Annotated in this window: 19 protein-coding genes; 18 read left to right on the top strand and 1 reads right to left on the bottom strand. The window is 38.2% G+C overall.

What is annotated here, in order from left to right; genetic code table 11:
- Window positions 1-24 precede the first annotated feature (24 nt).
- From fliS to prfB, 8 genes are all read left to right on the top strand, one after another.
- Window positions 25-429, top strand: a complete 405-nt coding sequence (gene fliS / locus ABH968_RS24115) for a flagellar export chaperone FliS (protein WP_370048105.1) — start codon at window positions 25-27, stop codon at window positions 427-429.
- Window positions 426-785, top strand: coding sequence for a flagellar protein FliT (locus tag ABH968_RS24110; protein ID WP_370048103.1), 360 nt, complete (start codon window positions 426-428; stop codon window positions 783-785). Before fliS ends, ABH968_RS24110 begins: the two co-directional genes overlap by 4 nt.
- Window positions 786-1,125: 340 nt before the next feature.
- Window positions 1,126-1,509 carry a PilZ domain-containing protein gene (locus ABH968_RS24105; RefSeq protein ID WP_370048102.1) on the top strand — a complete coding sequence of 128 codons (384 nt, stop codon included), beginning with the start codon at window positions 1,126-1,128 and terminating at the stop codon, window positions 1,507-1,509.
- Between the two features lie 182 nt (window positions 1,510-1,691).
- Complete coding sequence (hpf, locus tag ABH968_RS24100; RefSeq protein WP_370048100.1) at window positions 1,692-2,243, top strand: ribosome hibernation-promoting factor, HPF/YfiA family; 552 nt, start codon at window positions 1,692-1,694, stop codon at window positions 2,241-2,243.
- 213 nt (window positions 2,244-2,456) lie between these two features.
- Window positions 2,457-4,967 (top strand): preprotein translocase subunit SecA, encoded by a 2,511-nt coding sequence (secA, locus tag ABH968_RS24095; RefSeq protein ID WP_370048098.1) that lies wholly within the window; start codon window positions 2,457-2,459, stop codon window positions 4,965-4,967.
- Window positions 4,968-5,525: 558 nt separating this feature from the next.
- Window positions 5,526-6,071 (top strand): competence protein ComK, encoded by a 546-nt coding sequence (locus tag ABH968_RS24090; protein WP_370048096.1) that lies wholly within the window; start codon window positions 5,526-5,528, stop codon window positions 6,069-6,071.
- 86 nt (window positions 6,072-6,157) lie between these two features.
- Complete coding sequence (locus ABH968_RS24085) at window positions 6,158-6,316, top strand: hypothetical protein (RefSeq protein WP_370048095.1); 159 nt, start codon at window positions 6,158-6,160, stop codon at window positions 6,314-6,316.
- A gap of 228 nt (window positions 6,317-6,544) precedes the next feature.
- A protein-coding gene (gene prfB, locus ABH968_RS24080; RefSeq protein ID WP_370048093.1) for a peptide chain release factor 2 occupies window positions 6,545-7,649 on the top strand; the annotation gives its coding sequence in 2 pieces (ribosomal slippage) (window positions 6,545-6,619 and window positions 6,621-7,649; 1,104 coding nt in all).
- Between the two features lie 69 nt (window positions 7,650-7,718).
- On the opposite strand, the gene ABH968_RS24075 is transcribed toward prfB, so the two are convergent.
- Window positions 7,719-8,228 (bottom strand): competence protein ComK, encoded by a 510-nt coding sequence (locus tag ABH968_RS24075; RefSeq protein ID WP_370048092.1) that lies wholly within the window; start codon window positions 8,226-8,228, stop codon window positions 7,719-7,721.
- Between the two features lie 226 nt (window positions 8,229-8,454).
- Here ABH968_RS24075 and ABH968_RS24070 point away from each other — a divergent pair, with 226 nt between their 5' ends.
- From ABH968_RS24070 to ABH968_RS24025, 10 genes are all read left to right on the top strand, one after another.
- Window positions 8,455-8,697: an IDEAL domain-containing protein gene (locus ABH968_RS24070; RefSeq protein ID WP_370048090.1), complete on the top strand. Its 243-nt coding sequence runs from the start codon at window positions 8,455-8,457 to the stop codon at window positions 8,695-8,697.
- A 658-nt stretch (window positions 8,698-9,355) separates the two neighbouring features.
- Window positions 9,356-11,335: an excinuclease ABC subunit UvrB gene (gene uvrB, locus ABH968_RS24065; protein WP_370048088.1), complete on the top strand. Its 1,980-nt coding sequence runs from the start codon at window positions 9,356-9,358 to the stop codon at window positions 11,333-11,335.
- 7 nt (window positions 11,336-11,342) lie between these two features.
- Window positions 11,343-14,207: an excinuclease ABC subunit UvrA gene (gene uvrA, locus ABH968_RS24060; RefSeq protein ID WP_370048086.1), complete on the top strand. Its 2,865-nt coding sequence runs from the start codon at window positions 11,343-11,345 to the stop codon at window positions 14,205-14,207.
- A 304-nt stretch (window positions 14,208-14,511) separates the two neighbouring features.
- A complete protein-coding gene (locus ABH968_RS24055) occupies window positions 14,512-15,705 on the top strand; it encodes a DUF4097 family beta strand repeat-containing protein (RefSeq protein ID WP_370048084.1) in 1,194 nt (397 codons plus the stop codon).
- A gap of 563 nt (window positions 15,706-16,268) precedes the next feature.
- Window positions 16,269-16,955, top strand: a complete 687-nt coding sequence (gene ftsE / locus ABH968_RS24050; RefSeq protein WP_370048083.1) for a cell division ATP-binding protein FtsE — start codon at window positions 16,269-16,271, stop codon at window positions 16,953-16,955.
- Complete coding sequence (gene ftsX, locus ABH968_RS24045) at window positions 16,945-17,829, top strand: permease-like cell division protein FtsX (protein WP_370048081.1); 885 nt, start codon at window positions 16,945-16,947, stop codon at window positions 17,827-17,829. Before ftsE ends, ftsX begins: the two co-directional genes overlap by 11 nt.
- A 79-nt stretch (window positions 17,830-17,908) precedes the next feature.
- Complete coding sequence (locus ABH968_RS24040) at window positions 17,909-19,231, top strand: murein hydrolase activator EnvC family protein (protein ID WP_370048079.1); 1,323 nt, start codon at window positions 17,909-17,911, stop codon at window positions 19,229-19,231.
- 172 nt (window positions 19,232-19,403) lie between these two features.
- Window positions 19,404-20,027, top strand: coding sequence for a hypothetical protein (locus tag ABH968_RS24035; protein WP_370048078.1), 624 nt, complete (start codon window positions 19,404-19,406; stop codon window positions 20,025-20,027).
- Window positions 20,028-20,067: 40 nt separating this feature from the next.
- On the top strand, window positions 20,068-20,655 hold the full coding sequence (locus tag ABH968_RS24030; RefSeq protein ID WP_370048076.1) for a peroxiredoxin family protein: 588 nt from the start codon (window positions 20,068-20,070) through the stop codon (window positions 20,653-20,655).
- A gap of 402 nt (window positions 20,656-21,057) precedes the next feature.
- Window positions 21,058-22,503 carry a S41 family peptidase gene (locus ABH968_RS24025; protein WP_370048074.1) on the top strand — a complete coding sequence of 482 codons (1,446 nt, stop codon included), beginning with the start codon at window positions 21,058-21,060 and terminating at the stop codon, window positions 22,501-22,503.
- The last annotated feature ends 759 nt before the right edge of the window (window positions 22,504-23,262 follow it).

The following is a 23,262-nucleotide window of genomic DNA, read 5'->3' as shown; positions in this document are numbered from 1 at the left end:
GTAATATAAAGGAGTTGTCTTTGATTGACAGCACAAACATCTGCTCATAATGCATATAAACAAAATAGTGTTACAACTGCCTCTCCAGGAGATTTAACACTAATGTTGTATAATGGATGCTTAAAATTTCTGTATAAGGCAAAATTGGCGATTCAAGATAAAAAGATTCAAGAAAAAAATACTAACCTTCAAAAAGCACAGGCAATCATAAGTGAGCTTATGGCGACACTGAATATGGATATTGAAGTATCTAAAAATATGATGGCACTCTATGAATATATGAATCATCGATTAGTAGAAGCAAATATTCGAAATGACATTTCTATAATTGAAGAGGTTGAAGGACTTGTTTTGGAATTCCGTGATACTTGGAAGGAAGTTATTCGTATTAATCGTCAGCAACAATACGGCAATGGAGACAGAATATGATGGGACCAGTTGAACGATTGCTCTCTATTTCAGCTAGACTTTACGAGCATTTGTCGACCATTCCTCAAGGAGACGATCGAGAAGAATTTATCGAAAAAATAAATGACTTGCTTGACGAGCGCGGTGCAATAATCGAGGAATTGAAGCAATCTGGAAAATCTTTAGATGGGCATCAATTATATAAGCATTTACAGGAACTTGATCGAGGGATACAGGAACGATTACAAAAGGTTATGGCAGCGATTAAAACAGATATGAAAACTCTTCAACAATCTAAAAAAACTGAGCAGCAATATTTAAATCCGTATAGCTCTGTCCGTGTAATGGATGGTATGTATTACGACGGGAAAAAATAAGTTAAAAGATACTTATACTTTTAAGGATCTTATATTCATCAAAACCAGGACTCTTTATAAATGAGTTCCTGGTTTTGTGTTTGCTTCTAAAACATATAACACCAGAATTTAAATTAGAGAAGTTTTGTACGTATATAAATTACAACACCGCCATATTTTGGTAAAAATTTACAATATTGTTGATGAAGTTTCCATATCCCTGTTTTGAATATTAAGTACATATTAATAAAAAATAGGTCTTTATCCGGCAAAATATGTTACTTATTCCCTCTAGATGAAAAACATGCATCGTGTCATAATCAAGCTAAATAGATGTTTAGAATAGTATTGGGGTGGGTAGATGATATTTAAACGCCAAGAAGGTTTTCGATTTAAGTTCGATGAGCCTGTTAAAATGACTTTTGCAGTATATGAGGATGGTAGAGTCAATCAAGCGCAAATGGCAATGGCTGACTTGCTTGATATTAGTCCACGCGGTTTAAAGATGTTTACTGAGGTGGATTTGGGTGTCAATCCTCATCCTTTGGATTTACGCTTTGTTCTTGATACAAGAGAGGTACGAGCTTATGGTGAAATAATTTGGAGCCGTCCTTTTGGAAATGGCAAGCAGTATGGCGTGAATTTCAATAATCAAGAATTGGTTGAAGATTTGATTGTCGAAGAGTTGAAGCTGCGCCGAAGAAAAGAAGCGGATGAGGCAAAATTAAATAACATTCATTTATAAAGTGAAGCATTCATCAGTGGGGGACGGATTTTGTTCATCCCTCACCTAACTTCTTTTGCTTTCGCCTATACTGCCCATTATTGCAGGAAAAAATTTTTTTGTGAAAAAAAGAATTATTTTAGAGGAATTTCACACACTTGTGTAGAAATATATAGTATAGCAGTTATAAAGGAGGAGTTTACATGTTAAACTTTAACATTCGTGGTGAAAATATTGAGGTAACTCCAGCTATTCGAGAGTATGTTGAAAACAAAATCGAAAAAGTTGAACGTTATTTTAACGAAGATGTTAACGCCAACGCTAACGTAAATTTAAAGGTTTATAATGACAAGCAAACTAAAGTGGAAGTTACAATTCCAATGAAGAACTTAACTCTTCGTGCAGAAGAGCGTCATAATGATATGTATGCTGCGGTTGACTTAATCGTTGATAAATTAGAACGTCAAATCCGTAAGCATAAAACAAAGGTAAACCGTAAATTCCGTGAGCGCGAAGGTACAGGCCTTTATTTTGCTACTTCTCAAGCAGCAGCTGATGTATCAACAGAGGAAGACGAATACTCTATTGTTCGCACAAAGCAATTTGATCTAAAACCGATGGATCAAGAAGAAGCTGTTTTACAAATGAATATGCTAGGGCATGATTTCTATATCTTCACAGATGCAGAATCAAACGGCACAAATATTGTCTACAAACGCAAAGACGGTAAATACGGCTTAATTGAAACAACTTAAACTTTATTATGTACAAGGGCTCTCGCGAAAAGCGGGAGCCTTTTTTATCTTCATTCAGAGGAAATTACTACCTATATAAGTGGTGGGATGAATGCAGGTATATCTTTTCACCAAATTGATATGATTTCTTTTCATGCTAGGGACTCTGTTTGCATGAATCTGTTATACAATGGTAAAATGAAAGCTGAGACTATATAGGAAGTGAAAAAATTCATGGCAAACCTATTAAATAAATTATTTGATTTCAATAAACGTGAACTAAAAAAATTAGAAAAAATCGCTGACCAGGTTGAGGCATTCGCTTCTCAAATGGAACAGCTTTCAGATGATCAATTACAAGCGAAAACAGAAGAATTTAAAAAACGTTATGCCGACGGAGAGCATTTAGACTCGATCCGTGCGGAAGCTTTTGCCGTTTGTCGAGAAGGGTCAAAGCGTGTACTAGAGATGTACCCATTCCGTGTACAAATTATGGGTGCTGCGGCATTAGATGAAGGTAATATTTCGGAAATGAAAACCGGTGAAGGTAAAACGTTAACGGCTACGATGGCTGTTTACCTGAATGCCATTACTGGTAAAGGCGTACATGTTGTGACAGTCAATGAATATTTAGCTAGTCGTGATGCTGAGGAAATGGGACATCTGTATAATTTCTTAGGCTTAACGGTTGGTTTAAATTTGAACAGCCTGTCAAAAGAAGAAAAACGTGCAGCCTATGAAGCTGATATTACGTATACTACAAACAATGAGCTAGGCTTTGACTATTTACGTGATAATATGGTGCTTTATAAAGAGGAACGTGTACAACGTCCGCTACATTTTGCGGTCATCGATGAGGTTGACTCGATTTTAATTGATGAGGCGCGTACGCCATTAATTATTTCGGGTCAGGCTGGGAAATCAGCGCAGCTTTATAAACAGTCTAATGCGTTTGTTCGTATGTTAAGTGCGGAAACGGATTACACATATGAAGAGTCGACAAAAGGTGTTACGTTAACAGATGCTGGTGTTGAAAAAGCAGAGAAAGCATTTGGCGTTGATAACCTATTTGATTTAACGCATGTACGTTTAAACCATGCGATTAATCAATCGTTAAAGGCACATGTAAGTATGCATAATGATGTTGATTATGTTGTACAAGAAGGCGAAATCATTATTGTTGACGGCTTTACAGGTCGTTTAATGAAAGGTCGTCGTTACTCGGATGGACTGCATCAGGCAATTGAGGCCAAAGAGGGCGTAGAGATTCAAAATGAATCGATGACGATGGCGACAATTACATTCCAAAACTACTTCCGTATGTATCAAAAACTTTCAGGTATGACAGGTACAGCGAAAACAGAGGAAGAAGAATTCCGTAATATTTATAATATGAGTGTTGTGGCGATCCCAACGAATAAGCCGATAGCTCGTGATGACCGTCCAGACTTAATTTTTGCTTCGATGGAAGGGAAATATAAAGCGGTGGCGGCAGATATTGCAGAGCGCCATAGAGCTGGACAACCAGTTCTTGTCGGTACTGTTGCTATTGAAACATCTGAAATTATTTCGAATTTATTGGATAAACATAAAATCCCACATAACGTATTAAACGCGAAAAACCATGAGCGTGAAGCAGAAATTATTGCGAATGCTGGTATGCAGGGTGCAGTAACAATTGCTACGAACATGGCTGGTCGTGGTACGGACATTAAACCTGGAGAAGGTGTAATGGAGCTTGGCGGTTTAGCGGTAATTGGTACGGAGCGTCATGAATCTCGTCGTATCGATAATCAGCTACGTGGTCGTTCTGGTCGTCAAGGGAACCCAGGGATTACTCAATTCTATCTGTCACTAGAAGATGAATTAATGCGTCGTTTTGGCTCTGATAATATGAAATCCATGATGATGAAATTAGGGATGGATGATACACAGCCACTACAATCTAAAGTTGTTTCAAGAGCAGTAGAATCAGCTCAAAAACGTGTTGAAGGTAATAACTTCGATGCTCGTAAACGTTTATTACAATATGATGATGTGCTACGTCAGCAACGTGAGATTATTTATAAAGAGCGTTATGACGTATTAGAAACAGAAAATATGCGTGTGCTTGTTGAGTCTATGATTCAAGAAACGATCGACAACATTGTCGCATTGTATACACAAGGTGAGCAAAAGGATTGGCACATAAAAGCAATTGATGACTATGTCGCAGCAAACCTATTAGATGAAGGCGTTCTGAAGGTGGAAGATTTCCAAGGTAAATCTGCAGAAGAGATTAACCAGCTAATTTCAAACGCTGTCCAAGCACGTTATGATGAAAAAGAAGAACAGCTTACACCCGAGCGTATGCGTGAATTTGAAAAGGTTATCTTATTACGTTCAATTGATACGAAATGGATTGACCATATTGATGCTATGGATCAGCTACGTCAAGGTATCCATCTTCGTGCATATGGTCAAAATGACCCACTTCGTGAGTATCAACAAGAGGGCTTTGCTATGTTTGAGGATATGGTCGCTTCCATTCGCGAAGATGTAGCAAAATATGCGATGAAGGCAGAAATCCATAATAATTTAGAGCGTGAGGAAGTTGCAAAAGGTCAAGCTGTTAATCCGAAAGAGGATGGCGGTTCAGCTCCGAAAAAGCAACCTGTCCGTAAGGCAGAAAATGTCGGACGTAATGATTTATGTCCGTGCGGAAGCGGTAAGAAATTTAAAAACTGCCATGGTGCAGCTCAATAAGTTAACGATTATGAAAAAGATCATTTTAACTGAATGTTAAAATGGTCTTTTTTTTATGTTTTAGGTAATCTTCACATTTTAAAAGGACTGATAACTCTTGCTGGAATTGGTTAGCTAACAATCGTCAGTTGGTAGAAGGTATGGGCCATTTACCGGAACATTTGCATAAGCGATACATTGCACTTTTCAATTTTATAACATTCCCGAGAGAGGAAAAGGAAAGCTATGTTTTGATAGAGAGCTTAAATCTGCGAAAATATTAGAAAATTCAGAAAAAGATATATAATACTACAACAATAGGTAAATAGTTCAATAAAAAGGGTAATGTTTATAACTTTTTTCTGATTTATTATGAGTATATACGAATAGTATGGAAGTTTTGGAAATTCGAACTTCTTTTCTTTGGATAAGGGAGTGATTCATGTGTGGATATAAAATCCTCGAGAATAGGAGTCCTAGGAAGACCTTCTCGAGGAAATACATTGGAGTATACCAATATATTTATTAGTATACTCCTCTTTACTAGAAAAAATAAATATTATTTTAAGGAGGATTTACATGCATTGTGATGACATTATGAGTAGTGAAACGATGCTGTATATACCGGAGTATGATGCCCATGGAAACTTGTGCACACGCGTAATAGAAAGGGATAACGAATACATTTCAAAATTAGCACCGACAAAATTAATGGATTATAATCTACGTTATTTTGGTTCAAGCTTAAGAGGGGCTTTCGATGGCTCGAAAATGATACTTGGAAAGCTGAATAAAAATCCCATAGTTGTTCATGAACGAAGTAATATTGTATGGTTTCCAAGTAAGTCTTATTTACGACCTGAATGTACATGGTTTGCTGTCCATCATATCGAGGACTATCAAGCTGTGGATAATAAGCGTACAAAAGTAATTTTTATGAACGGCTATGAATTTAATGTGGATCTAAGTGTCAGAGCATTCGAATCCAGAATTCAAAGAGCGTTTTTACTAAAATATAAACTGGAGAAACGAATGAAGCATTTACTAGTTCAATATGATCAAGGTAGAGTATTCCAACGAATTGCGAACAACGTTATCTTTGACGATGAAGCTGAAAAAGATTGATACACTATTGTAAATCATACTGTATTGTAAAAAAGTATGTTTTCCGCCGTAAAAACGTTATAATGAAGAGATACGAGGCTTGAAAAATGAAGTATGAGTATTTTAAAATCACTTTTTGTACTGATTTTTCTAAAAGCTTGGGTGGTTATCATAGAAGTTTTATCTTCATTCAGCAGAAGACTCCCACCTCTGCAGGTGGTGAGATGAATGCGGGTGTGATTCCTTGTCCAAACACTACTGAATGAAGAAAGCCTCCGGCGGATGTCACGGATTTTGAGAGGAATAAATAAAGGATGTTAGCCTAAAACCTTCGCATCCTGCGAAAACGGCTAACTGACCTGCATCGTGCAGCCAAGGCACAATTCAAAATCTGGACGCATTGTTTATCTGTGCGAAAGCGAAGCGACAGCAACAATTACGCCAAGGCGAAATTGATAAGATGGCCCCATTAATAATGTTCGGAGGATTTAACAATGATTGAATTAGCAGATGTACGTAACGCGTTAGACACTTCAGCCGGAAAATTGGCGGATTTTAGGGGGTCTCTTTGACTTAGAAAACAAAGAGGCACGCATTCAGGAATTAGATGAAATGATGCTTGAGCCAGGCTTCTGGGATGATCAGCAAGGCGCACAGGTAATCATTAATGAAAGCAATGGCTTAAAGGCAATTGTTAATGAATATAAAGATTTATTGGAAACACATGAGAACCTAGATATGACGCTAGAGCTATTGCGAGAAGAGCCTGATGAAGAATTGCATGAAGAGCTAGGCAATGAATTAGTAGAATTTCAGCAAAAAATGGGCGATTTTGAGCTGCAATTACTATTAAGCGGTCCATACGATCAAAATAATGCGATTTTAGAGCTGCACCCAGGAGCAGGTGGTACGGAATCTCAGGATTGGGGCTCAATGCTGCTTCGTATGTACACACGCTGGGCGGAAAAACGTGGCTTTAAAGTCGAAACCGTTGATTATCTTCCAGGCGATGAAGCAGGTATTAAATCTGTAACATTGTCCATTAAGGGTCATAATGCTTACGGCTATTTGCAAGCAGAAAAAGGTGTCCATCGTTTAGTGCGTATTTCACCATTTGACTCTTCTGGTCGTCGTCATACATCTTTCGTTTCTTGTGATGTTATGCCTGAATTCGATGACAATATTGAAATTGATATTCGTACAGAGGATTTAAAAATTGATACGTATCGTGCAACAGGTGCAGGTGGTCAACATATTAATACGACAGATTCAGCTGTTCGTATTACGCACACTCCAACTGGTACTGTCGTACAATGTCAGGCAGAACGTTCACAAATTAAAAACCGTGAAAAAGCCATGACGATGTTAAAAGGGAAACTCTATCAATTAGAGATCGAAAAGCAGCAGGCACAGCTAGATGAAATCCGTGGTGAACAGAAGGAAATCGGCTGGGGCTCACAAATTCGTTCATATGTATTCCATCCATATTCAATGGTGAAGGATCATCGTACAAATGAAGAAACAGGTAATGTAGGAGCGGTGATGGATGGCGATGTAGATCCATTCATTAATGCATACTTACGTTCAAAAATCGGGTAATGAAAGCCCCTCAGAGGCACAGTAAAATTGTGCTTTTGAGGGTTTTTTTAGTTCTGGTGATACCTTTTTTTAAAAAGGTGGATGATACGGAGTGTCTTGGCTAATCTGCTTACGCTCATCCATGTAATGCTTATAGAGCATCGACGCATTGACAAATTGCTTACTAATCGAAGCATATTGAATAGACAGTTCAATCTGTTTATTATTTTTCAGTGTGACGATACAGCCCATTTTACTCGGTACAATATTCGCAATGGCGTGAAGTCCAATCCAAATATTGTGGACAGAGTTTGGCGAATATGTTGGGAAAAAAATACATGGATAACCGTAATCATAAGCAACAACGATTGGAAGCTTATGCTGATTGCCGAAGAAGCGTTTGGCGGAATGTTTTGCTGCTTCATAGGTTGTTCCAAGTGAAATACAAGATTTTCGTAATATATGCATTGGCTTTCGTGTGACGATCAGTTCATTATGCTTATCAATTACCCGTGTGAAAATTTTAGAGTCGTACTGAATTGGCTGAAGTAAATAGGTGTTGAAAGACATTAAATATGCATTGACGTAGTTTGTTGACATCTTTGTAAGCCTCCTTTTTCTATTTATTATTGAAGTGTAAAACACAAATTCGAATTCAGAAAATATAGATAAAAGAAGAAAACCATTGCTGTTTCAAGCAATTGCTTAGAGGAATTGCTTGAAACAGCAAGAGATTAATAGTAAATCGAAGTGATTTTCAGTTCTTAAGCATTGCATTTTAAATTCAATTTTCATATAATTTAGAAAAGGATCGAGGTGAGATTCGTTGGATAAATATTATTCGTATACAGATTTTCTAAAAGCCGTTGGTCAGTCAAAGAAAGTTGATGAGGCAGAGAAATTATTAAACGAGATTTATTTAGATTTATTTTTAAATCATATCCAGCGTAAGCATCGTGAAGAGCAGCTCATGGTTCTGATAGATAGAGCACTCGATGAAAAAGATGAAAAGGCATTTCATCTTTACGCAGCCGAACTAGAAGCTTTACACCAAGTAGCAAGTGAATAATATGATGAGCCCGCTCACCGTTATTGGTTGGCGGGATTTTTTTGCTATTTTATGTGCAAGATTGGTGATTGAATATCTTGAATTTGTTTAGGTTCTGATTGGATATGTAGTGAGGCGGGAATCGAAACTTAGTGGGATCTGAACAGTTTTGAGCCTGACTGAGTAGTTCTATCGTTCATAGGGTTAGTTTTACATTTAAGCTGAGCAGTTCTATGAACAACCGGATCAGTTTTTCAAGCAACCTGAGCATTTCTATGTCCAACCCGATCAAATTCTTCACTCCACCTGAGCGTTTCTCCCCTCTAAGGTCATGCATTACATCTTCCTATCTCGATTAACTAACATTTGGAAAGGGTAATCTATTTATAGATAGGCTGTTAATCAATTATGCCTCGGCATAATTGCGTCCGGAATCGGCTTTGTGTTTGCACAAAGAACTCCTTTCCGATTCCGTGACATCCGCCTGAGGCTTTAACTTCTTTCAGCGGATGTTTGCTGAAAGAAGTTAAATGTTTTAGTACATACGTTCTATCGAAATCCTCTTAAATATAGCAAACGGAAAATTTTTCACAAACATTCGTTCGTTAAATGTTCGAAATTTTAATAATGCTATGCTAAAATATATGTATCAAATTGGTAGGAAAGGACGGGGACATGTGTGCAAACATTCGATTTACAAGCGCCATATACGCCTAATGGAGATCAGCCACAGGCAATTGCGGAATTAGTGGAGGGTGTACGTGCAGGTAAACGACATCAAACATTACTCGGTGCAACAGGAACAGGAAAAACGTTTACGATTTCTAATGTCATTAAACAGGTAAAAAAACCGACACTTATTATGGCACATAATAAAACACTAGCGGGTCAATTATATAGTGAATTTAAAGAGTTCTTCCCTAATAATGCAGTTGAATACTTTGTTAGCTACTATGATTACTTTCAGCCAGAGGCCTATGTACCGCAGACGGATACTTATATCGAGAAGGATTCAAGCATTAATGATGAAATTGATAAGTTGCGTCACTCTGCAACATCTTCATTATTCGAGCGTGATGATGTCATTATTATTGCATCCGTGTCCTGTATATATGGTCTAGGTTCTCCAGAAGAATATCGTGAAATGGTCGTATCGGTACGGACTGGAATGGAAATTGAACGTAATCAGTTGCTTCGAAAATTGGTCGATGTACAGTATGAGCGTAATGATGTGAGTTTTACACGAGGTACGTTTCGGGTACGTGGTGATGTAGTAGAAATTTTTCCTGCATCCCGTGACGAACAATGTATCCGCGTGGAATTTTTTGGGGACGAGATCGATCGAATTCGCGAGGTGGATGCGTTAACTGGTGAAATACTAGCGGATCGTGATCATGTAGCTATTTTCCCAGCATCCCACTTCGTTACACGAGAAGAAAAAATGCGAAAAGCCATTGAAAATATTGAAAAAGAGTTGGAGGAGCGTCTAGCTCTTTTACGTGCAGAGGATAGATTATTGGAGGCACAGCGTTTAGAGCAACGCACTCGTTATGATTTGGAAATGATGGGTGAAATGGGCTTTTGCTCAGGTATCGAAAACTACTCGCGTCATTTAACCTTGCGTGAAGCGGGAGCAACGCCATATACGCTACTTGACTATTTCCCTGATGATTTTTTACTTGTTGTCGATGAAAGTCACGTTACTTTGCCACAAGTTCGAGGGATGTATAACGGTGACCAAGCACGTAAAGGTGTGCTAGTTGAGCATGGATTCCGTTTGCCATCAGCACTAGATAACCGCCCTTTACGTTTTGAAGAATATGAGAAACATATACATCAAGCTATTTATGTATCAGCAACACCTGGCCCTTATGAGCTTGAGCATACTCCGGAAATGGTGCAGCAAATTATTCGTCCAACAGGGCTGCTTGATCCACAAATTGAAGTACGTCCTATTGAAGGACAAATTGATGATTTAATCGATCAGATTCAAGATCGTATTGCTCGTAATGAGCGGGTGCTCGTTACAACATTGACGAAAAAAATGTCAGAGGATTTATCAGCTTATTTGAAAGAAATGGGCTTAAAGGTGGAGTACTTGCATTCGGAGATTAAGACGCTAGAGCGAATTGAAATTATTCGCGAGCTGCGTAAAGGTACTTATGATGTTCTAATCGGCATTAACTTATTGCGAGAAGGGCTAGATATTCCTGAGGTTTCCCTTGTGGCGATTTTAGATGCTGACAAGGAAGGGTTTTTACGTTCAGAGCGTTCATTAATTCAAACAATTGGACGTGCTGCACGTAATGCCAATGGTCATGTCATTATGTACGCAGATAATATGACAGATTCGATGAAAAAGGCGATTGAAGAAACGAAGCGTCGTCGAACAATGCAAATGGCGTATAACGAAGAGCATGGCATTACACCGAAAACGATTGTTAAGAAAATTCCTGATGTTATTCGTGCGACACAGGTGGCTGAGGAAGAAGAGTCTTATGTAACGAAGGCAACAAAAGGTAAGAAGCTGACGAAGGCGGAAAGAGAGCAGTTACTTGCTTCTCTAGAAGTAGAAATGAAAGAAGCAGCAAAAGCACTCGATTTCGAACGTGCTGCTGAGCTGCGCGATACAATATTTGAATTGAAGGCAGAAGGGTGAATGGCTTGTGAAAAATACTGAAATAGTCGTGCAGGGTGCACGAGCACATAATTTAAAAAATATTAATGTCACAATTCCACGTGATCAATTAGTAGTACTAACAGGTTTATCGGGCTCAGGGAAATCGTCATTAGCGTTTGATACGATTTATGCAGAGGGACAACGTCGCTATGTAGAATCCCTTTCAGCCTATGCTCGTCAATTCCTTGGTCAAATGGATAAACCAGATGTCGATGCGATTGAGGGATTATCTCCTGCTATTTCAATCGATCAAAAAACAACGAGCCGTAACCCACGTTCTACAGTTGGGACAGTAACGGAAATCTATGATTATTTACGTTTGCTATTTGCGCGCATCGGTAAGCCTATTTGTCCAAATCATGGTATTAAGATTACCTCCCAAACCATTGAGCAAATGGTCGATCGTTTATTAACTTATCCAGAAAGAACGAAAATGCAGTTACTTGCTCCAATGGTATCAGGGCGTAAGGGAACGCACGTAAAGCTACTGGAAGATTTAAAAAAGCAAGGTTTTGTTCGAGTACGTATCGACGGCGAGCTACGTGATTTAGATGATGCGATTGAACTTGATAAAAACAAAAAGCATTCAATAGAAGTAGTCATCGATCGTGTTGTTATGAAGGAAGGTGTCGCGGCACGTCTTAGTGATTCCTTAGAGACAGCATTACGTTTGGCAGATGGGCGAGTACTTGTCGATGTGATGGAGCATGAGGAATTATTATTTAGTGAGCATCATGCTTGTCCATTATGTGGATTTTCAATCGGTGAGCTAGAGCCTCGCATGTTTTCATTTAATAGTCCATTTGGAGCTTGTCCAAGCTGTGATGGCTTAGGCTCGACACAAGAGGTAGATCTTGATTTAGTAGTGCCTGATTGGGATCGTAGTTTATTAGAGCATGCTATAGCACCGTGGGAACCAACAAGCTCTCAATATTATCCACAGTTATTAAAGGCTGTATGCGATCATTATAATATTCCGATGGACGTCCCAGTAAAGGATCTTCCGAAAGAACAGATGGATAAAATTTTATATGGTTCTGGTAAAGATAAAATCCACTTCCATTATGAAAATGAGTTTGGCAATGTGCGAGATCAAATGATTGAATTCGAAGGTGTTGTCCATAATGTGGAGCGACGTTTTAAGGAGACAACGTCTGATTACGTACGTGAACAAATGGAAAAATATATGGCGCAGCAAGCATGTCCTTCTTGTAAAGGTTATCGCTTAAAGCCTGAAACATTAGCTGTAAAACTAGCAGATAAGCATATTGGTGAAGTTACACAGTATTCGATTCAGGAAGCTGATACATTTTTCAAAGAGCTGGATTTATCAGAAAAGGATATGAAAATTGCTCGACTTGTATTACGCGAAATTGAAGAGCGACTGGGCTTCCTTGTCAATGTAGGGTTAGATTACTTAACGTTAAGCCGAGCAGCAGGGACACTTTCTGGGGGAGAAGCTCAACGAATTCGCCTTGCGACGCAAATCGGCTCGCGATTAACGGGTGTCCTCTATATTTTAGACGAGCCATCAATCGGCTTGCATCAACGTGATAATGACCGTCTTATTAGTACGCTGCAAAATATGCGTGATATCGGCAATACGCTTATTGTTGTCGAGCACGATGAAGATACGATGCTGGCGGCGGATTATCTTATTGATGTTGGTCCTGGTGCAGGTGTGCATGGTGGTCAAATTGTAGCGGCAGGAACACCGCAGGAAGTAATGGAAAATGAAAAGTCATTGACGGGGCAATACTTAAGTGGCAAGAAGTTTATTCCACTGCCAATAGAGCGACGCAAACCGAATGGGCGCAAATTATCGATTAAAGGTGCCAAGGAAAATAATCTTCAAAATGTGAAAGTTGATGTACCACTTGGCTTATTCGTTGCCGTAACAGGTGTTTCAGGGTCAGGTAAATCAACGCTTATTAATGAAATTTTATATAAGTCATTAGCTCAAAAGCTGAATCGTTCAAAGGTAAAGCCGGGCGAACATAAAGAAGTAACGGGGATGGATGAGCTCGAAAAGGTTATTGATATTGACCAATCACCAATCGGTCGTACACCTCGCTCTAATCCTGCTACGTATACAGGCGTTTTTGATGATATTCGAGATGTCTTTGCAACAACAAATGAGGCAAAGGTACGTGGCTATAAAAAAGGTCGCTTTAGCTTCAACGTTAAGGGAGGCCGTTGTGAGGCTTGTCGTGGTGACGGTATTATAAAAATTGAAATGCATTTCCTACCAGATGTTTACGTGCCATGTGAAGTTTGTCATGGGAAGCGTTATAACCGTGAAACACTTGAAGTGAAATATAAAGATAAGAGCATTGCGGATATTTTAGATATGACGATTGAAAACGCAGTAGTATTCTTCGAAAATATTCCGAAAATCCAGCGTAAGCTACAAACAATCGTGGATGTAGGGTTAGGCTATATGAAATTAGGACAACCTGCCACAACGTTATCTGGTGGTGAGGCACAGCGTGTAAAATTAGCCTCTGAATTACACCGTCGTTCAACAGGTAAATCATTCTATATTTTAGACGAGCCGACAACGGGCTTACATGCGCATGATATTGCACGTTTACTCGTTGTTTTACAGCGTCTTGTAGAAAATGGCGATTCAGTGCTAGTAATTGAACATAATTTAGATGTCATCAAGACAGCAGACTACATTATCGATTTAGGACCTGAAGGTGGAGACAAAGGTGGTACTATTATTGCAACAGGTACACCAGAAGAAGTAGCTGAAGTAAGTGGCTCTTATACAGGAAAATATTTAAAGCCAATATTGACAAGAGATCGTATGCGTATGGAGGCTGTTTTAGCCAAGGCCTCTCAATAAAGTCCATGGACTCTAAAAAAGTTCGCAAATTTCCTAAGGGGATTTGCGAACTTTTTTACGATAGGGGCATACTACGCAGGTGGATGTCGATAAAAATCAAAAGTTGGGTGACATTCGACTCCTTGGGGATCAGCGGCTCATCGGACGCCCTCAGGAAAAGCGCCCAGCCGGAACGGAAATCAACCCCACGTTATGGTAATGAGCCTAAAAAAAGATATATTCCCAATTTTTCATTTTTGGGTGAAACTTTTCACAATATGTTTCGTATAAATAATATAACGAACTGAGGGAGGCTATTTTAATTATGCAAAATGAACGTCAACGAATTTTAGAACTTGTGGAAAAAGGAACAATTTCAGCGCAAGAGGCGATTACATTATTAGAAGCATTAGAGCAACCTAGCAAGTCCACTCAAAATGTTATGAATGATGTGTCAAATGAGGACCAGCATTCCCCAACAGAAAAAGAGTCAGTCTTTAAAAATGAAAGTCACAAAGATGAACAACCGCAAAAAGATGAAGAATTCTCTAAATATTTCCAAGAAGAAATGCGAGATTTCCGTAAAGATTTAACACAAATCGGTTCACTCTTTATGGACATGATGAATACGGCAGTAAAAAAGGTCAAAGAATTTGATGTCACTTCTCCATTTGGTGATAAATTCGAGTTTACACATACAGAAGAAGTTGCAGCAGAACATGTAGAAAAAATAATTGCTGAATTACCGAATGGCAATTTTTCATTAGAAACTGCTGAAGGAGATAGCTTCCAAGTCATTTGCAAAGTAAAGGCACCTCTTGTTAATGATAGTGAAGAAGAAACACGTGCTAATTTCCTAGAGCAATTCGTTGTTAAAGAAGATGGAGATTCACTACGAATTTTAAGTCAACTAAAGCTTGTTCAAGTAAATGTTAAAGTACTTGTTCCAAAGGATAAATTAGAAAAATTATCAGTACGATTAATGAACGGTAGCGTTACATTACAAGATACGGATTTCGAGCAATTAAAAGTAAAGACATTAAACGGTGCGATTAAAGGCTCTAAGTTTAACTTTGGAAAGGCAGAAGTGGATTCTTCTAATGGTTCGATTGAATTTACAAATGTTCGTGGTAAAGATTTAGAGGCTGAAACATTGAATGGCCGTGTCTATTTAGATGGCGCATTGGATGAAGTTGAAGCAAAATCGGTTAATGGACATGTTGTTGTCACAACTTGCTCTACTAATTCATCGAAAATCAAAGCACAAACAGTCGCAGGAGCCGTTGAATTGTATGTGCCGCGTACAATATCGTTAAGCGGTAAAATTGTTACGAATTTTGGTAAAGTAGATGTTGGTATTCAAGATGCTTCAAAAATTGAATCACAGGATCAATTTTTATCAAAAGTAGTACGTTTTGATAAAGAAGTAGAGAATGCTAATCGTCTATTTATCGAAGGTGAGTCTAAAACAGGTGCAGTTTTAGTACGCTATACAACAACTGACGAGCAGCAAATTTAACTTCTTTCAGCAATTATTTTCTGTAGCGAAAGCGAAGCGTCAGGTACAAAATTCTCCCACCTCTATAGGTGGTGAGATGAATGCGGGTTTAAGCTACTTTTCAGCGGGTGTGCAAACACTGCTGAAATAGAGGAACTCATTCTAAGAACGCCACGTCCTGTGGCAACGACTGAGTGACCAACATCGTGTTGGCCTAAAGCCTCCGGCGGATGTCACGGAATCGGAAAGGAGTTCTTTGTGCAGGCACAAAGCCGATTCCGGACGCAATTATGCCGAGGCATAATTGATATAACAAAAAGCATTCAGGCTATGCAAAACAGCATAGCTTGAATGCTTTTTTACTGCTTAAAAACATAAGAAAAACAGAAATCGACTTTCCTATATTGGGCTCGATTTCTGTTTTCTTATATGTCGAGTTTATGCTATTTTTATGGCAATCAAATAACGAAATAACAAGAACTACCACGTAATGAAATGAAACTGTAATAAAAAAGGGAGAAATAGAGTGCTATAATAGGTAACGAAATACCTCTTACATGGTAAGAGATTTAGGTGGTTTAAATATGATAGAAATGAAAAATGTGACAAAGAAGTACCCAAATGGCGTTGTTGCGACAAATGGGCTTTCCGTTAACATAAAGCAAGGTGAATTTGTCTATGTTGTAGGTCCAAGTGGTGCAGGTAAATCTACATTCATTAAATTAATGTACCGCGAGGAAAGAGCTACTTCTGGTGAAATCACTGTTAATGGCATAAATCTAGCAGAATTGAAAAATAAAAAGGTACCTTTTTTACGTCGTCAAATCGGTGTTGTTTTCCAAGACTTCAAACTGCTACCTCGTTTGAGCGTTTATGAAAATGTAGCGTTTGCACTTGAGGTAATCGAGGAAGACCCTATAGAAATTCGCCGTCGTGTAATGGAGGTTTTAGAGCTCGTGGGACTGAAGCAAAAGGCAAGAATGTTCCCTAATGAACTTTCAGGTGGCGAACAGCAGCGTGTTTCGATTGCACGATCTATTGTGAATGTGCCGAAGGTCGTTATTGCGGATGAACCTACTGGGAATCTAGATCCTGAGACATCTTGGGACATTATGAATTTATTCGAAGAAATTAATGCAAGAGGTACAACTATTGTAATGGCAACCCATAACCGTGAAATCGTAAATACGATTCGTCGTCGAGTAATTGCAATTGAAGGCGGAATGATTGTCCGTGATGAGCATGGAGGTGACTACGGCTATGAAATTTAATACGGTAAAACGTCACTTCCGAGAAAGTTTTAAGTCTCTTGGCCGTAATAGCTGGATGACTATTGCCTCAGTGAGTGCAGTAACAGTTACATTAATATTAGTAGGCGTATTCGCGCTTATTATGATGAATTTAAATAAAGTAGCATCTGATTTAGAGAACGATGTTGAAATTAAAGTGTTAATCGATGAAACAGCAGATAAAGCTGCTGAAAAAGCGCTCATGGAAAAAATAAAGAAATTACCAGATATCGCAGAGATGACCTATTCGACAAAGGAAAATGAATTAACCAAATTAGTAAAAGATTTTGGGGACGATTTTAAACTATTTGAGCAAAGTAATCCATTACGTAATGTTATTTATGTGAAGGCTTCCGATCCTCAGCAAACAGCTACTGTTGCTAAAAAAATTGATAAATTTGAGTATACATATGACGTTATGTATGGTGAAGGCAAAGTAGAAAAACTATTTAACTTCTTAAATATTAGCCGCAACGTAGGGATAGTGCTTATTTTAGGATTATTATTTACAGCAATTTTCTTAATTTCTAATACGATTCGAATTACCATTATTGCACGCGGTGATGAAATAGAAATTATGAAACTTGTCGGAGCAACGAATTCATTCGTGCGTATCCCATTTTTATTAGAAGGAATGTGGCTCGGAATTTTAGGTTCTATTATTCCGATTGCGGTCATCGCAACTCTTTACCACAATGTATATAAAATTATTGCGCCTCGATTAAAAGGCGAACTTGTTCAAGTACTTGATTTCACACCTCTTGTGTACCAAGTAAGCGGTCTACTATTACTCATCGGTGTACTAATTGGTATTTGGGGAAGTTTCATGTCAGTACGTAAGTTTTTAAAAATCTAGTTTTTGTTTGGCTTCACGCTTAGTTGTGTTAGCCGGAATGACAATCAACCAAAATAATAGTCGAAAAGGAGTTCAACCGGTGAAAAGTATGGCGAAAAACTCATTAAAAACACTTGCTGCAGCATCTGCACTATTTCTTTTTATCCAAACTCCATCAGCGTATGCAACTAGTTTATCGGATTTAAAAGATGAAAAAAAACAAATTGAATCAAAGAAAAATGGCTTAAATTCATCCATCAATAATAAAACAAATGCTATTTCTACAAATGAAAACAAGCAACAAAAATTATTAGATCAAATTCAAACATTAAATGCTGAAATTGATAAAACGAATAGCAATATCAAAAATGTAAAGGCAGACATTAAATCTACAAATGCAGAAATAAAGTCTTTAGAAGATGGCATAGCAGAGCTTCTGAAAAAAATTGAAGAGCGTGATATATTGTTAGAGGATCGTGCTCGTGCCATTCAGGCGGGTGGTTCTGTTAGCTATTTAGACGTACTACTTAGTTCTAATAGCTTCGTAGATTTTATCGATCGATTCTCTGCTGTCAATGCATTACTTGAAGCAGATCGACAAATTATCCAGGATCAAAAAGAGGACAAGCAAAAATTAGAGGAACAAAAGCAAGTCTTAGAAAGTAAACGTCAAAAGCTCGAAGATAAAAAAGCTGAGCTTGATCGTTTAAAATCATCATTGGATGGACAGAAAGCTGAGAAAAACAAATTAATTGATCAATTAGAAAAAGAGCAAGAAAAGCTGAAATCAGAAAAAGTATTGCTTGAGAAAGAATATTCTGAGGCCCTTGAGGTTAGTGCGGAATTACAACAAAAAATCATTGATGAGCAAAATCGATTAGCTGAAATTGCTCGTCAACAAGAAGCAAAACGTAAGGCAGCTGCAGCCGCTGCCGCAGCCAAGGCATCAAATTCAAGCAATAGTGGTGGTGGGTCTGGATCTGGGTCTTCGACAGTCGATGCCCCACAATCGAATGGTACATGGATTAAGCCAACAAATGGTCGTTTAACATCACCTTATGGCTGGCGTAATATTGGTGCAGGTCCAGAATTCCACTATGGAGTCGATCTTGCAAATAGTACAGGTACTCCAATTTGGGCAGCTGCTGACGGTGTTGTTGCCTATGCTGCACCACTTAGCACGTATGGTAATGTTGTCATCATTACACATTCCATCGACGGTCAAATTTATACGACTGTGTATGCACACTTAAATTCTTTCAATGTTAGTGTTGGTTCAGAGGTATCCCAAGGTCAGCAAATAGCAACAATGGGTATGACTGGACGTGTAACAGGACCGCACTTACACTTTGAAGTGCATATTGGCGCTTGGCGTGGACAAGCAGTCGGTAGTGTAAATCCATTGAAGTATATTCCGGTATAAAAATATTGAAAGCTATACATTAGGATTCTTCTAGTGTATGGCTTTTTTTGTTCATCAATAGCCTATTCTTTGCATGTTTCAGGAAGATTTTTTGAACATGGTGTGAAATGACAGTTCATATAAAGATTATATGCTATGCTGAAGCTATCTTTTCTTGTGGAGGATTTCTTAGGTGAATAATACAGAATGGTTCTCTATTCGGACACTAACATTACCAGCAACAGCTGTCGCTCTTCTTGTGGCATTTATCATTGTATGGCTAGTTTTACGGGTACAATTTCCGAAGAAATGGGCGGAGGTGTATGGAGACGCAGTCTTTACCTTTATTGTCGTTTGGAAATTTAGCATAATTGTCACTGATTTTAAAGCTGTTATCGCTCAACCATTTGCGCTCCTTTATTTTAATGGTGGAACAATGGGTGTCTTTTTAGGGGTGATGGCAGCATCGCTACAGTTTTGGTGGAAGCGACAAAAAATTCACTTTGACGCAACTGGAATCGTTGCTTGCGGTTGGGCAATCATTTTAACGCAATCACTCTATCAATGGCTTGTAGTGTTACTAAATGATAATGAAACATATAGCGAATTGATTACTTTACTTGTGCTAAGTACACTAACAATCCTCATATTATGGAAAATAACAGCTATCAATCGTGCATTATTTTTATATACGATTGGTCTTATGATTGTTGCACTATTTCAGCCACATGGTTTATGGCAACCGGCTGTAGGGGTGAGCGTCATAATATTGATATTAGGTATAGCGATTCAGCGTTTTGCGGACGCATCTAAATGATACTGTTCAAAAAGAGTACGGAATTATTGGGAGGTACGGAATGAAAAAAAATATTGGGCTGCTTATCGTCGTGTTATTAGTAGCCGCGATGATTGGTACATATGTTAAACAGCAGATTGATAAGGATCGTGAAATTGAAACAGCTTCTCTAGGGAAAGAAATGGATGAACGAAAGATTGGTTTAAACAATGGAGATACGCCACCGGATTTTACTTTAACAAGTTTGGATGGTAAAGATGTGACATTGAGTGAGCTTCGTGGAAAAAAAGTCGTGTTAAACTTTTGGGCAACATGGTGTCCACCATGTAAGGCAGAAATGCCACATATGCAAAATTATTACGAACAAAATGCTAAAAAAGATAATGTAGAAATAATAGCTGTCAATTTAACAAAGGCTGAACGAGATGTTACAGAGGACGCAAAAATAGATTCTGTCATGACATTTAAAGAAAGTTTCAAATTAACATTTCCCATTTTACTCGACCAGAAAAACTCAGCCGGCTTTGCCTACCAAGTAATAACGATTCCTACAACCTATTTTATTGATTCAAATGGATATATTCGACGTGCTATTACAGGGCCGATGAATGTGGAAATGTTAAAAAGCTATGTAGATGCAATGGACTAAGCAAATAATAAATTTCAAAGAATCTGCTCGTTTTCCGGAAGAAACGAAGCAGATTTTTTTATGTGAATATTCCCTTGTTTATCAAATACCTGCGGAAGGAAGGAAAATACCCGCGAATGTGGAGTGAATACCCGCGGAAGAAAGGAAAATACCCGCGAATGTGGAGTGAATACCCGCGGAAGAAAGGAAAATACCCGCGATACGCGATAGAATACCCGAGCAAGAAAGGCAAATACCAGTTGTCCGCAATAGAATACCCGAGCTAAGAAGATAAATACCCGCGATACAAAATAGAATACTAGCGAAACAAAAATCATAGAATTCAACAAATTATTTTGAAGATTAATCTTGTATGTTTGAAAAATTAAATTCATACAGTAAAAGAGACGGAGGAGGGAAGGTTTGCGCAAAATAATGGCTGGTGTCGGCGTACTTGCTAGTAGTCTATTGCTAGGTAGTGGATTTTATTTTGACTGGTTTAATTTAGGGGATAAAAAGGAGCCGGTCGTAGCAGAGGTTGATTCGATTAATGAAGCGTTGAATTTAATTGAGGAAAAATCTGTATACAGTACGAAAAAAGATGCATTAGTGGAGGGGGCACTTCGTGGTATGGCAGATGCTATTAAGGACCCTTACAGCACCTATTATTCGAAGGAAGAGGCGGAACAACACCGACAAATGTTAGCCGAGGAAAGAGTGGGTATTGGGATTGAGCTATCTGAAAATAACGGAAAATTCATTGTAGTGTCTCCAGTCCGTTCGTCCCCAGCAGATAAAGCAGGAATGCGCTCTCTCGATGAAATTGTACAAGTTGATGGCGTTCGAGTAGATGGTAAAAAGATGAGTGAACTAATGCAATTAATTCAAGGAGAGAAGGGGACGAAAGTAACTATTGTCGTCTATCGTCCAAGTGAAGATAAGCATATTAAAATGACGATGGAACGAGCGGCAATCTCCAATAAAACAATAACGAGCGAAGTAGTGAACGTAGAAAATACTCCGATAGGTTATGTGGAAATCTCACTATTTGGTGAGAAAACGGCCAATGAATGGGTTGCCGAAACGAGTAAATTGCTTCGAAAAGATATAAAAGGGTTAGTAATTGATGTGCGGGATAATCCAGGTGGTTATTTACATAGCGTCGCAGCGCTACTAAGCACGGTATTGGAGAAAGGCGAAGTTTTTGCCTATATGCAAAATGCTGAAGGTGCTATGGAACCATTAAAAACGGAATCAAAAAGCTTTGATGAAAAATATTTGCAGACAATGTACAAAATACCGATTGTTGTGTTACAGAATGCGGGCAGTGCATCTGCTAGTGAAGTACTTAGTGGCGCTTTAAAAAGCTGGGGACGTGCTTCCCTTGTTGGTGTCAAGAGTTTTGGCAAGGGAACAGTACAGGAGTCTTGGTCTCTGAAAAATGGTGGAGAGCTTAAACTGTCCACAAATAAATGGCTGACACCAAAGCGCGAATGGATTCATGGGCAAGGTATTGAGGCTAATTTAGTTATTGAACAAAATGAATTATTCGCTTTCCAAATGCATCCACTATCAGGGAAGTTTAAAGAGGGCGACATGAGTGAGGAAATTGCTTATACGCAAAATGCTTTAAAAAAGCTAGGCTATAAAATTGCTCGTTTAGACGGTTACTTGGATGAATCGACAGCGGAGGCTGTTAAGCTTTATCGAGAGGATAAGAAATTGAATCAGGCAGAAGGTAATATTCATCTAGACACTACCTTCTTTAACAGCTTGAACGAAACGTTGAAAAAATACAAAGAGGACCGTCAAAATGATTTACAGTTCCAAATGGCGACAAGCTTTTTATTGCACAATATTGAAGAATAAATAATAGTAGGTGTGATGATCTGGGGAATGTAGACCGGTAAAAGGATTTTTTTATTGATATTTTGCTTTTGTATCCCCATTTTTAGTTCATTGTAGCGGAGGACAACTTAGTGCTCCTGTCGCAGAGCAAAGCTTTCCACAGAAAACGAGTAGCCCGTTGTAGCTTTGTAATTAAGTTTGATTAAACTAACGATATAACCTTGATATGGGAACATATCTAAAGAGCATGTTTTGAAAAAATTCATCGAAACATGCTCTTATTTAATGTGATAGATTAAGTTATTTATATAAAAGTTTGATTATTTTTAAAACCTAAAGCCCCCATTAGCTTAATAAGGAAATGTAAAAATGATTTTCTTATGACTCTTATAGGAGCGATAATATCGTGTTGGCAGCCCTCGATTGAGTCGGGAATTTGAAATGTCATTAGAGTTTAATCCGATTGTATTATTTAGCTGTCGCTTAATCAACTATATTGAAAAAACTTATTTGATTGAAAGTGTTGACAGATAAAAAGTTATTGTGGTATATTTTAGTTCCTGTCACTTCGACAGCGAACGAATAAAATGTTTTGAAATAGTTGTTGACAAACATATTGATGTTTTGATATGATTAAATCCTGTCGTCGAACGACGGTGAAAAATGAACCTTGAAAACTGAACATGCAAAACGTAATCAATAAAGTTTTTAGTAGCTAACCTTGAGTTGGTGAACGAAACAAAATTTTGGACATCAAACATGATGCCAGCAAAACAATTT

It is taken from the genome of Lysinibacillus sp. RC79, from assembly GCF_041262405.1.
Lineage (GTDB): Bacteria > Bacillota > Bacilli > Bacillales_A > Planococcaceae > Lysinibacillus.
Note: the sequence above shows the minus strand (reverse complement) of the source record. Positions and strands in the feature narration are given on the sequence as shown.